The organism is Ruegeria sp. BHSC029, assembly GCF_059613085.1.
On record NZ_JBXWRU010000002.1, the window covers coordinates 440,637 to 453,053 of the forward strand.

Here is a 12,417-nt window from a genome sequence, read left to right on the forward strand (position 1 = left end):
CTTTCTTAGAGTGTTTGGTCAGGTCTGCCATTCAGGCCGCAGAAACAAGGCCGGCACGTTGGGCCGCCCCGGACGTCCCGGACGCCGCACCCCCGATGGGGGACGTATCGGAAAGATCGGTTCCTGCGGGATGGGTGCAGGCAGTGCACCCAACGGGTTTGCAAGGGGCGACAGTTCGCCGGCCTCTGCGATAGATGTGACGAGGCTCCGCGCCTCGGATTCTTCCAGCACCGCGTAGGATCGTCGGGATGGGCCAGACAGCGAACGGATGCGGCACGAGGAACAGAAGGCTTGAAAGCCACCCTCGATGAAGACCACTTCGTCCTGCTCAAAAAACAGCGATGTGACCTGGAATTCCTCTGCCGGTGTCCGAGAGGAAAAGCTGAAGTGCCCGCTCAGCAGACGCGCCGGAATGATCGCCAGCCCCTCGTCTATGTTGAAATCAGAAGACAAGGCTACGGCCATTCCCTGCTCGGGCATCAGCCAGACCGCACGACCGTTATATGCCGCGCGGGACGGCACGCGCACGGGCAAAAAGTCAGGTCGAACCTCGCCAGCCGGTACGGCTATTCTGTCGTGGGACACGCGTTTCACTTCCTGAAACCCGTTGTCCATCGTTCTGACCAGATCGCCGGCAACCAATGCCTCGGCCAGTTTCCAGCCATTGGTGGTGGCAACCTTCGTCCCGTGCAGCAATCCGCCACGCCTGACCGAAACGGCGTCACCCGGTACGGTCTGGATATTATTTTCGGAAAACCCCGAAACACTCACTACTTCCAACACGTGCCTACCCCCTTTTGGCACTTTCAAACTATCCCATTGTGCTAGCACGAAGTTTTCGGGAGTGACTTAGTTTTGCCATATTTAGGGCCAATTTGGGCCTTTTTCGCCCCATTAGTCGCGTTTTTTTATAAACAAAAGCCTGTATTTGTCAGCGTTTCGCGCAATTCGGGAAATAATCGACCAGCCTTATTCGAACCGATATTCGAATCTCTCTATGTCTTCGCGACAGGCGTCAAACACAGCCTTTTTTGCCTGGACCGAGTAGTAGTTGGCGTATTCCGCCCCCCGGGCTGACCGGTTTTCATGCGGAAGGTCCAGACGAAACCCCAGATGATCGAACAGTGGGGCCGCATCCCGCTGAAAGCTTTCGATCCGAATGTATGCGCGACAAAGATCGGTTCCGGTGGCGTCTCTGACATAGGATGGGAACGGGTTTTCCCGAAAGGACTGCTGGATTTTAGGGTGCAGAACAAAGGCCTCAAAATCCAGCCGCCCGGCCAGATGGACTGCTGGGTGATCAAAGGACTGATCCCTCAGCCAGTAGTAATAGCTGACCATCCGGTCCCACGGGTTGCGGATCAGCGTGAACACGAACATCTCTTGCATCTGCTGGTCGGGCAAAAGCCCCCGCAAATCGGTCAGACGGGAGTGTTTCCACAGCCTTCCCGCCGTCTTCAGTGACCTGTTGCGTTTGTTTCTGCGCTGCGCCTTGGGGGTGTCGCCCACCAGGATATCGTCCTTCATGGCCCGCTGCTCGAGCGCCAGCGCCAGCGATGTTCCCCCGGTCTTGGGAATATGTATGAAGATGTAGGTCCGCCCTGTTGATAGAATCATTGCGCCGGTTCCCGTTGGGGAACCACGCTCGCCCGCCACGCCAGCACTGCGCCGGCCGCGGCGATCAGGGCGATGCCCGCAATCTGCAGCGGTCCGATCCCCTGCCCCATCACCACCCAGGCAAAAACCGGCCCGAAGATCATGACCGAATACTCGAACACCGCGACATATGACGGCTCGCCCAGTTGGTAGGCCTTGATCAGCATGAATACCGCAGCCGTGGACCCAACCGCCTGCAATGCGACCCACGGCAGAGCGGCCTCCATCGGCCAGACCCAGCCCCGGGTCACAAAACCGGCCGGGCCGTCAGACTCCACAACCGGCAAAACCGAAAACACGGCGAGGCCAAGGGCGCCGGCCAGCCCAAGAGTGACAATCATCGCAGCCAGCAAGGCGACGGTGCTTTCGTTTGCACAATGCGTTCGGGTCAGGATCGCACTGAGCGCATAGAAAAAGCCGCCTGCCACCGGCAATAGGCTGGTCGCATCAAAGGCATTGGGGTCAGGCTGCAAAACACAGAGGATTCCGACAAACCCCATAAGCACAGCCAAGACCCGCCAGGGGCCGATCTTCTGGTCCAGCAACAGCGCGGAAATCAACAGAACGAAGATCGGTGATGTGAACAGCCCCGCAAGGGCCTGAGCAATTGGCATCAAAGCCAGTGAGCTGAAATAGAACAACATCGCCAGGGTGATCAGAACACTGCGCAGCAGGACCGCCCAAAACCTCTGAGGTCGCAGCCCTCCAAACCCAAGAAACGACAGTCCAACGATAAGAGGCAGCATCATAACGGCCCGGCCAAGGTGGAATTGCCACAGACCGATTGTTTCAGCCAGTCGGATGACGAAATTGTCCACGACGCCGATGATTGCCATGGCCGAGACCATCAGGACCGATGCAAGAACCGGTGAAGAAGGATGTGCTGTCTGCATGTGGCCTTGGCCTCCGGGCCCTTTGGCCGAAACTGCGCGTCCCGGTTATCGAGCACATTTCCAAATCACCACGCAACAGGTTTGCGCGGATTAATCTCTCCGTGTTAGAAATCGACAAAAGAAAAAACGAGCAGACCTCATCGAAATGACGGCACTGAAACAATACCAGCGGATCGAAGCTACCGGTCTGTGGCGCCCGTCGCCCGACGAGCAGCGGCGCGAAGTGGTTGTTTCGATCGGCGAGGCGACGTTGACCATCACCGATTTCAACGATCGCGCGCTGACGCACTGGTCGCTTGCCGCACTTGAAAGGCAGAACCCGGGCAAGTTCCCCGCGATATTCAACCCCGACGGCGATCCGGACGAGACACTGGAGCTGGAGCAGTCCGAAACCACCATGATCGAGGCAATCGACCGCTTGCAACGCGCCATCGAACGGGCGCGCCCGCATCCCGGGCGGTTGCGGTGGGCCAGTGTCGGCGGCGTGGTTGCGGCTGTCGCGGCGGTCTTGCTGTTCTGGCTGCCCGGCGCCCTGCAAAGCCATGTCGAAAAGGTCGTGCCCGAGATCAAACGGCAGGACATCGGGAACACGATTCTGCAACGGATTGAACGGGTCTCGGGCCGGGCCTGCGCCTCGGCGGACGCGCAGCCGGCGCTGCAGAAGCTGGCCCAGAGAACAGGTGTGCGACGGATCGTTGTGTTGCCGGCCGGAGTGCAGGAAAGCCTTTCACTTCCCGGAGGGATCGTGCTGCTGAACCGAGCGCTGGTTGAAGACAGTGAAGATCCCGCGGTTGCCGCCGGTTACGTGATAGCTGAACGCACGCGGGCCAGGCTGCATGATCCGTTGGATGATCTCCTGGACAAAACTGGGCCCACTGCAGCGTTTCGCCTGCTGACGACGGGCGAACTGACACCCCAGATCGTGGACACCTATACCGAACAGGTTCTGGCCGAACCCCGCCCCGCAGTTCCGGAAGACGACTTGCTGGAGGCGTTTGCGTCCGCCTATTTGCCCTCAACCCCATATGCCTATGCGGTTGATATCACGGGCGAAACGGTTCTGGGTTTGATCGAGGCCGACCCGATGGCGGGTCAGCCTTTGGATCAGGTTATGCCCGACCGGGACTGGGTACGGCTGCAGAACATCTGCAGCGACTAGGCGCGCCTATTTGGTGCCGAACATCCGGTCTCCAGCATCGCCCAGACCGGGCATGATGTAGCCTTTGGAATTCAGCTCGCGGTCCAGTGCGGCAGTAACGATCTTGACGTCGGGATGCGCCTCTTTCATGCGCGCCACACCTTCGGGGGCGGCCAGCAGGCACAGGAACCGGATGTCGGTGGCACCGGCCTGTTTCAGAAGGTCGATCGCAGCGGCCGAGCTGTTGCCGGTGGCCAGCATCGGGTCAACCGCAATCACCAGCCGATCTTTAAGGCCTTCGGGGGCCTTGAAGTAGTACTGCACCGGCTGCAGCGTTTCTTCATCGCGATACAGCCCCACAAATCCGACCCGGGCCGAGGGCACCAGCTCCAGAACGCCGTCCAGCATCCCGTTGCCCGCGCGCAGGATCGACACCAGCGCCAGCTTCTTGCCCGCCAGGATCGGCGCGTCCATTTCCTCCATCGGGGTTTCGATATGGCGCGTGGTCAGGGGCATTTCGCGCGTGACTTCATAGGCCAGCAGCAGCGTGATCTCGCGCAGCAATTGCCGGAACGAGGCGGTCGAGGTGCCCTTGTCCCGCATGAGCGTCAGTTTGTGCTGAACCAGCGGGTGGTCGACGACGGTCAGATGTTCGCTCATGTGTTCTCCAGTCTTTTTCTGACCCTTGCGCGGGTCTCTTCATCGCAGAATGCGGCGTTCAGGGCGGTGTCGTTCAGCGCGGCGAAATCCTTGGCTTCCCAGCCGAAGGCCTGGGTCAGCATGTCATATTCGCGGCGCATGGTGGTATGAAAAAACGGCGGGTCATCGGTGGATACTGTGACCTTCACACCCGCCGCGCGCAGCCGCGCGATCGGGTGGGCCGCAAAATCGGGGTACAGTCCCAGCACCACGTTCGAGCCCGGACAGACCTCGAGCGTGACGCCCCGGTCGGCCAGCTCATGCACCAGATCGGGGTCTTCGATGGCTCGCACGCCATGGCCCACACGTTCGACCCCCAGCGCGCGCACCGCATCGCGCACGCTTTCGGGGCCGCCGAATTCGCCAGCATGGGTGGTCAGGCGCAATCCGGCCTCGCGCGCGCAGTCGAAGGCCCATTTGAAATCGGCCTGCTGGCCCATGGCCTCGTTCCCGCCCATACCGAACCCGGTGATCCAGTCACCGGCGGTTTCGGCGGCGCACAGCGCGCTGCGCTTGGCCTTGTCGGGTCCGAAATGGCGCACGCAGGTTACCACGCCGCGCAGGGTGATGTCGAACTTGCGCTCGGCCTCGTCGGCGGCGTCCTGAATGGCGGCCAGATAGTCGCGCCAGGCATGCAGATCGCCCCCGCCGCAGAAATCGGGGCTGAGGAAGGTTTCGGAATAGACCACCCCGTTCGCAGCACTTTCTTCCAGGATCGCCAGCGTCAGGCGGCGGAAATCCTCGGGGGTTTTCAACACCTCGCAAGCGGCCTCGTAGACGCTGAGGAAATGCGCGAAATCGCGAAAGTCATAGCTGCCGTCGGGCTTGAAGATGCCGCTCAGGTCAACCTTCTTTTCATGCGCCAGCTGGCGGATGAAGGCGGGCGGGGCCGCGCCTTCGTGATGCAGGTGCAGTTCGATCTTGGGCAGGTCTGCGACGGTCATAGAAAGATCCTTCCCGGCCCTTGCGCCGGAATGTTCAAGTGATGTGCGATGCTGGCGGCGACGTCGGCGAAATTCACCTGCCCGATCTGTCCGCCCCCCAGGCCGGCGATCAGCACCGGCACCTGCTCGCGGGTGTGGTCGGTGCCGATCCAGCTTGGGTCGTTGCCGTGATCGGCGGTCAGCAGAAACAGGTCGCCCGGGCGCAGCCGGGGCAGGATACGGCCAATCTCGGCGTCGAACCATTCCAGCGCGCGGGCATAGCCCGAGATGTCGCGCCGGTGGCCGTACTGGCTGTCAAACTCGACGAAATTTGCGAATGTCAGGCTGCCGTCCTCGGCGCTGTCTACAAGGCGCGAGAGGTGACCCATCAGTTCGGCGTCCGAGCCCTTGTCCAGCGTGTCGATCCCCTGCATCGAGTAGATGTCACCGATCTTGCCCACGCCATGCACCGTGCGCCCGGCATCCTGCGCCCAATTGGTCAGCACCGGAGCAGGCGGCGTGATGGCGAAATCCTTGCGGTTGGTGGTGCGGACAAACCCCTGTTCCGGCGATCCCACGAAGGGGCGCGCGATCACCCGGCCCACCTTCATCTCGTGCAGCATGGGGGCCAGGCTCCGGCACATCTGGTACAGGCGCTCCAGCCCGAACGTCTCCTCGTGTGCGGCAATCTGGAACACGCTGTCAGCCGAGGTATAGCAGATCGGCCAACCCGTGCGCATGTGTTCAGCGCCCAGTTCGGCAATGATCGTGGTACCCGAGGCATGGCAATTGCCCAAAATGCCCTCGGTACCTGCGGCTTGTGCAGCGGCGTGGGTCACATCATCAGGGAAGGCGGGGACCGTGTCGGGGAAATAGTGCCAGTCCCACGGCACCGGCAGCCCGGCCAGTTCCCAATGACCCGAAGGCGTGTCCTTGCCCGGCGAATGCTCGCGCGCGCACCCCCACAGGCCGGTCGGGTCGGCCTCCAACCCCGGCACAACCGCGCCGGACGCCAGCCGCACCGCCGCCCCCAGCCCCAGCGCATCGAGGTTGGGCAGGCGCAACGGCCCGGACCGGCCATCCTCGGCCCGCCCTTCGGCGCAGGCCTGCGCGATATGGGCCACCGTGTTCGCGCCCGTGTCCGGCACGTCGCCGTTGAAGAACCGGTTAGCATCCGGCGCACCGCCGATACCCACCGAATCCATCACCACAAGGAACGCGCGGCTCATGCGAGGATCCTTTCTTGTACCAGCTCCGGAACCGGAACGGGCGCCGGGCCGAGGGTCATTGCGGCATGCACGGCTTGCGCGACCCGCTGCGCGGCGTCCTCGCGCGCGGCATGGACCACGGCCAGCGGCGTTCCGGCCGAGACCTTGTCGCCCAGCCGCACCAGCCCCGACAGCCCCACAGCCGGGTCGATCACATCGCTTTCCACCTGCCGGCCACCGCCCAGCGCCACGACGGCAAGGCCCAGCGCCTCGCCGTCCATCGCGGTGACATAGCCTTCGTCCCGGGCCGTGACCTCAAGGATCACGCTGGCCTCGGGCAGATAGCGCGCCCAGTCCTCGACCAGACCCAACGGCCCGCCCACCGCGGCCATCATCCGTCCGAACCGTTCGGCCGCACGGCCATCGCGGATCACCTCGGCGATCATGTCCCGCCCGGCCCGCGCGTCGCCGACCATACCTGCGTCAGACAGCAGAACACCGCCAAGTTCGGCCGAAATCTCGGCCAGGGGCGAGGGCTGCCCACCGGTCAGCACCTTCATCACTTCGGCGATTTCCAGGGCGTTGCCCAAGGCGGGCGCCAGCGGCTGGTTCATGTCGGTGATTAGGGCCGAGGTCCGGCACCCGGCCGCATTGGCCGTTTCGGTCAGGGCCTGCGCCAGCTTGCGCGCCTCGTCCAGCGTTTTCATGAAGGCTCCGCTGCCGACCTTGACGTCCAGCACCAGCGCATCCGGGCTGGCCGCCAGTTTCTTGGACAGGATCGAGGCCGTGATCAGGTCGAGGCTTTCGACCGTGGCGGTCACGTCGCGGATCGCATAGAGCCGTTTGTCCGCCGGAGCGATCTGGGCGGTCGCGCCAACGATGGCGGCGCCGGTCTCGGCCAGGATCTGGGCCAGCCGGTCCTGGCTGATCTGGGTCGACACGCCGGGGATCGCCTCGAGCTTGTCGAGCGTCCCGCCGGTATGGCCCAGACCGCGGCCCGAGATCATCGGCACATAGGCCCCGCATTCCGCCAGCGCCGGGGCCAGCACAAGGCTGACGCAATCCCCCACCCCACCGGTCGAATGCTTGTCGATCACCGGGCCGTCCAGGTTCCAGGTCAGAACCTCGCCGCTGTCGCGCATGGCCAGCGTCAGCGCGGCGCGGCCCTCGGGACCCAGCCCGCCCATGCAGACGGCCATGGCAAAGGCTCCGGCCTGGGCGTCGCTGACGCTGCCATCGGCCAGACCTTGGGCGAACCACGCCAGTTCGCCGGAATCCGGCACCTCGCGGCGGCGCAGTTTCGCGATAATCGAACGGGCGTCCATGGGCGCGGCCCTTACATGAACGAGGCGTCGAAGGCGCCGGGCAGCAGCTCGCCGATGGTCGTGCGGGTCTCAATCCCGTCCACCGTCGCCATGGTGACCACCACGTCCTTGTCTCCGAACTCGGCCAGTTTCTGCCGGCACCCGCCGCAGGGCGGCACCGGTTGCGGGCTGGAGGCCACCACATAGACCTCGGCCAGCTTGTTTTCTCCGGCGGCGACCATCGCGGCGATCGCACCGGCCTCGGCGCAGGTTCCTTCGGGATAGGCCACGTTTTCCACGTTGCAGCCCGCGAACACTTCGCCCGACGGGGTGCGGAGCGCGGCGCCTACCTTGAAATTCGAATAGGGCGCATAGGCGTTTTCACGCACCTTGAGGGCTGCTTCTTTCAACGACATGGCGATTCCCCGATTTTTGATCATCTGGTCAGAATGCCATACCCTACTGGAAATCCGCGGGGGAATTGAAGCCCCCTCTGCACGGGAATCTCGACGCGCCCGCGCGTCAGCCCAGATCGGTCTTGAAATACCCCGGCAGCGTGACCTCGAGCAGTTCGACATCGTCGCTGGGGTCGGCCAGCCGCGTGCGCATTCCGGGCGGGATGACAAAGGCATCGCCCTGCTCCAGCCGAAATGGATCACGGCCTTCACCTTCCAGGGTGACGGTCCCGTTCATCACGAAGGTAAAGTGGATATTGGCATCATGGCTGGCCCAGACCGGGTCGCCCTGCCCCCGGCGCACCACCTGAACGCCCGCCACGCCCTTGGTGTTTTCGGCAATCGTCGTGTCGCGGCATTGATAACCCGGCAGGCGGAACGGCTGCCACTCTGCCCCTTCGGCCCGGTTGTAGACGAACCGCTGGCCCTGCCATTCCCGCTCGGGGCGGTAATGCGGCGTAGGCAACTGCATTTCGTGGTCGATCTCGGTGACATGCTCGGCCGGAACGCCGATTTCGATCACCTGAACGTTGTCCGACGCTTCGAGCACGCGGTGCCGGATCTCGGGCGGCTGGATGAAACAGTCGCCAGCGGTCAGGCGCATCTTGTCGCCCTGATCCTCATAGACCACATCCACCCAGCCGTGGATGCAGAAGATCAGCTGGAACCCGACCTTGTGGAAATGCACCATGTCCGGGACCGGGCCGCCGTCGGGAATGCGGATGTGGCTGGCGATGATCGACCCGCCCAGCCGGTCGGGCACCAGATCGCGGTAATGCATGCCCGCGCGCCCGATGATCCAGGGCGCCTGATCCTTGAGCCTGCGGACAACGAAGGAATGAACCGTCTCGGGCATCACCAGGGGCGGGTTGCGCTCTTCGATCTCGATGCGGGTGCCGTTGGGGGCGACCAGGCTGCGCTGACCGCCGGCAAACCCGTCCGGATCATCGGTGAGGATACGCAAGGTGCCCGGCGCCTCGGGCGCGTCCTTTTCCACACGCAGTCGCAGGCCATGCCCCGAAAACACCGCAACCCGTGGGTCATCCGCCGGATAGATCATGTCCATCCGCATGCCCAGAACCTTGGTGTAGAACGGAATGTCGTTTCGCAGTTCTTGGGTCGGAATGCGGAATTCGGCTATGGTATCGGTCATGCTGGTCTCCTCTGCGCGGGACTGTGAGGGGCCGTTGGGGGATTTGCAAGTCGGGGTCGGATCCGCCGTCATGCGATTTCGAGGTTTCCCCTGCGTAAGAAATAGTTTAGCACTAAACTAAATTCCAAACGGGAAGTTTTGACATGTCCGACACACCCAGCCTGCGTCAGGCCGCACTTGATTACCACGCGCATCCGAAGCCTGGGAAACTGGAGATCAAGGCGACCAAACCCATGGCCAACGGGCGCGACCTTGCCCGCGCCTATTCGCCCGGCGTGGCCGAGGCCAGCCTTGAGATCAAGGCCGACCCGGCGACCGCCGAGATGTATACCGCGCGCGGCAATCTGGTGGCCGTGGTTTCGAATGGCACCGCGGTGCTGGGGCTGGGCAATATCGGCGCGCTGGCCTCTAAGCCGGTGATGGAGGGCAAAGCCGTCCTGTTCAAGAAATTCGCCGGCATCGACTGTTTCGACATCGAGTTGAACGAACCCGACCCCGAGAAGCTGGCCGATATCGTTTGCGCGCTGGAGCCGACCTTCGGCGCGATCAACCTCGAGGACATCAAGGCGCCCGACTGCTTTGTCGTCGAGAAACTGTGCCGCGAGCGGATGAACATTCCGGTCTTCCACGATGACCAACACGGCACCGCCATCGTGGTGGGGGCCGCTGCGCGCAACGCGCTGCACGTGGCCGGCAAGCAGTTCGAGGACATCAAGGTCGTGTCCACCGGCGGCGGTGCGGCAGGGATCGCCTGCCTGAACATGCTGGTCAAACTGGGCGTCAAGCGCGAGAACATCTGGCTGTGCGACATTCACGGGCTGGTCTATGAGGGTCGCGTCGAAGACATGAACCCGCACAAGGACCAATTCGCCCAGAAAACCGACCTGCGCACGCTGGATCAGGTGATCGACGGGGCCGACCTGTTTCTGGGCCTCAGCGGGCCGAACGTGCTCAAGCCCGAGATGGTCTCGCGCATGGCCAAACAGCCGATCATCTTTGCTCTTGCGAACCCGACCCCGGAGATCCTGCCCGACGCCGCGCGCGAAGTCGCCCCCGATGCCATCATCGCCACCGGGCGCAGCGACTTCCCGAACCAGGTGAACAACGTCCTTTGTTTCCCGTTCATCTTCCGCGGTGCGCTGGACGTGGGTGCGACCGAGATCAACGATGCCATGCAGATCGCCTGCGTTGAAGGCATCGCCGAAATGGCCCGCGCCACCACCAGCGCCGAGGCCGCAGCCGCCTACAAGGGCGAACAGCTGACCTTCGGCCCAGACTACCTGATCCCCAAGCCGTTCGACCCGCGACTGGTGGGTGTGGTGTCCTCGGCCGTGGCCCGCGCCGCGATGGAAAGCGGCGTGGCCAGGCGCCCCATCGAGGACATCGAAGCCTACAAGGAAAAGCTGAACCAGACGGTCTTCAAGTCCGCCCTACTGATGCGCCCCGTCTTCGAGGCCGCCGCCGCTGCCTCGCGCCGCATCGTCTTTGCCGAAGGCGAAGACGAACGCGTGCTGCGCGCCGCTCAGGCGATTCTTGAGGAAACCACCGAAACCCCGATCCTGATCGGCCGTCCCGAGGTGATCGAGGCACGCTGCGAACGACTGGGCCTGTCGGTCCGCCCCGGGCAGGACTTCCAGATCGTAAACCCGGAAAACGACCCGCGCTATTATGACTATTGGAACTCGTACCACCAAATCATGCAGCGTCGGGGGGTAACGCCCGATCTGGCCAAGGCGATCATGCGGACCAATTCCACCGCGATTGGCGCAATCATGGTGCACAGGGGTGAAGCCGACAGCATGATCTGTGGCACCTTTGGCGAGTATCGGTGGCACCTGAACTATGTCGAGCAGGTGCTGAATGACGGCGACCTGCGCCCCCATGGTGCATTGTCCCTCATGATCCTTGAAGACGGCCCGCTGTTCATCGCCGACACTCATGTCCGGCAATTGCCCAGCCCGGAAGAACTGGCTGAGATCACCGTGGGCGCCGCGCGCCATGTCCGGCGTTTCGGGCTGGCGCCAAAGATCGCGTTCTGCTCGCAATCGCAGTTCGGCAATCAGGCCGAGGGGTCCGGCAAACGCCTGCGCGAAGCGATTGCGATTTTGGACAGCAAGCCCCGCGACTTCATCTATGAAGGCGAAATGAACCTGGACGTGGCCCTGGACCCCGAACTGCGCGAGCGGATTTTCCCCAATTCACGCCTCGAGGGGGCCGCCAACGTGCTGATCTTTGCCCATGCGGACGCGGCCAGCGGCGTGCGCAACATACTGAAGATGAAGGCAGACGGCATCGAGGTCGGCCCCATCCTGATGGGCATGGGCAACAAGGCGCATATCGTGACACCTTCGATCACCGCGCGCGGGCTGCTGAACATGGCGGCAATTGCCGGAACGCCCGTCGCGCATTACGGTTGACCACGGCGGCCCGACCGGTCTGGCCGCCCTGCCGAGGGAGGTCATCATGAAAGGTCACTGCCACTGCGGCGCCGTGCGATGGGCCAGCGATGCCGAGATCGCCTGGAGCTGCTACTGTCATTGCGTGGATTGCCGTCGCAATTGCGCCGCCCCAGTCACGGCGTTCATCGGGCTGCCGCACGGCTCGGTGGCATGGTCAGGGGATCCGCCACGCGTGTACAACTCGTCTGAGGATGTTGAACGTCTGTTCTGCGGGACCTGCGGCACGCCGATGGCATATCGCAATGCCCGCGACCGGGTGAACATTCATCTCTACACCGCCACGTTGGACAACCCCGAGGATGCTGCGCCCCGGTTTCACGTTTATCACGCCGAGCATCTGCACTGGCTGAACATCGAGGACAGCCTGCCCCGATATGCGGGAACGGCGACCTGATCCGAATCTGACAAACCCACTTTTGCACCGGACGCTTTGCGAATTTGCAAGTTCTGCAAAAATTTCCTGCTCAGGCGCGAAAACAAGGATCATTTGCAAAACTTTGCAAGGCAAATGGGGCAGTTCTGCAAATAT

The 12,417-nt window shown here is 63.0% G+C and carries 12 protein-coding genes; 3 read left to right on the forward strand and 9 right to left on the reverse strand.

All coding sequences use genetic code 11. From position 1 onward, the window contains the following. Nucleotides 1-18: 18 nt before the first annotated feature. From AC2FML_RS05880 to AC2FML_RS05890, 3 genes are all read right to left on the reverse strand, one after another. The gene (locus AC2FML_RS05880; RefSeq protein ID WP_496782366.1) at nt 19-783 is read right to left on the reverse strand and encodes a Hint domain-containing protein; all 765 of its coding nucleotides are present in this window, start codon (nt 781-783) and stop codon (nt 19-21) included. A 186-nt stretch (nt 784-969) separates the two neighbouring features. Then, nucleotides 970-1,617 carry a sulfotransferase family 2 domain-containing protein gene (locus AC2FML_RS05885; protein ID WP_170358384.1) on the reverse strand — a complete coding sequence of 216 codons (648 nt, stop codon included), beginning with the start codon at nt 1,615-1,617 and terminating at the stop codon, nt 970-972. Continuing rightward, nucleotides 1,614-2,549 (reverse strand): DMT family transporter, encoded by a 936-nt coding sequence (locus AC2FML_RS05890; RefSeq protein ID WP_496782368.1) that lies wholly within the window; start codon nt 2,547-2,549, stop codon nt 1,614-1,616. Before AC2FML_RS05890 ends, AC2FML_RS05885 begins: the two co-directional genes overlap by 4 nt. Before the next feature lie 145 nt (nt 2,550-2,694). Between AC2FML_RS05890 and AC2FML_RS05895 the strand changes: the two genes are divergently transcribed. Then, nucleotides 2,695-3,708, forward strand: coding sequence for a hypothetical protein (locus AC2FML_RS05895; RefSeq protein ID WP_222456963.1), 1,014 nt, complete (start codon nt 2,695-2,697; stop codon nt 3,706-3,708). A 6-nt stretch (nt 3,709-3,714) separates the two neighbouring features. Here the strand turns inward: AC2FML_RS05895 and upp are convergent, their stop codons facing one another. The 6 genes from upp to AC2FML_RS05925 form a co-directional block, all read right to left on the reverse strand. Continuing rightward, on the reverse strand, nt 3,715-4,347 hold the full coding sequence (upp, locus tag AC2FML_RS05900) for a uracil phosphoribosyltransferase (protein WP_093962638.1): 633 nt from the start codon (nt 4,345-4,347) through the stop codon (nt 3,715-3,717). After that, on the reverse strand, nt 4,344-5,330 hold the full coding sequence (locus AC2FML_RS05905) for an adenosine deaminase (RefSeq protein ID WP_496782370.1): 987 nt from the start codon (nt 5,328-5,330) through the stop codon (nt 4,344-4,346). Before AC2FML_RS05905 ends, upp begins: the two co-directional genes overlap by 4 nt. After that, nucleotides 5,327-6,538, reverse strand: a complete 1,212-nt coding sequence (locus AC2FML_RS05910; RefSeq protein ID WP_496782371.1) for a phosphopentomutase — start codon at nt 6,536-6,538, stop codon at nt 5,327-5,329. The genes AC2FML_RS05905 and AC2FML_RS05910 overlap by 4 nt, the downstream gene beginning before the upstream one ends. After that, nucleotides 6,535-7,842, reverse strand: coding sequence for a thymidine phosphorylase (locus tag AC2FML_RS05915; protein WP_496782373.1), 1,308 nt, complete (start codon nt 7,840-7,842; stop codon nt 6,535-6,537). Before AC2FML_RS05915 ends, AC2FML_RS05910 begins: the two co-directional genes overlap by 4 nt. Nucleotides 7,843-7,853: 11 nt before the next feature. Further along, a complete protein-coding gene (locus AC2FML_RS05920) occupies nt 7,854-8,237 on the reverse strand; it encodes a cytidine deaminase (protein ID WP_170363036.1) in 384 nt (127 codons plus the stop codon). 106 nt (nt 8,238-8,343) lie between these two features. Further along, nucleotides 8,344-9,429, reverse strand: coding sequence for a cupin domain-containing protein (locus tag AC2FML_RS05925; protein ID WP_496782375.1), 1,086 nt, complete (start codon nt 9,427-9,429; stop codon nt 8,344-8,346). Nucleotides 9,430-9,572: 143 nt separating this feature from the next. Here AC2FML_RS05925 and AC2FML_RS05930 point away from each other — a divergent pair, with 143 nt between their 5' ends. Beyond that, nucleotides 9,573-11,846, forward strand: a complete 2,274-nt coding sequence (locus AC2FML_RS05930; protein WP_496782377.1) for an NADP-dependent malic enzyme — start codon at nt 9,573-9,575, stop codon at nt 11,844-11,846. 46 nt (nt 11,847-11,892) lie between these two features. Then, the gene (locus AC2FML_RS05935; RefSeq protein WP_170401975.1) at nt 11,893-12,282 is read left to right on the forward strand and encodes a GFA family protein; all 390 of its coding nucleotides are present in this window, start codon (nt 11,893-11,895) and stop codon (nt 12,280-12,282) included. Nucleotides 12,283-12,417 lie beyond the last annotated feature (135 nt).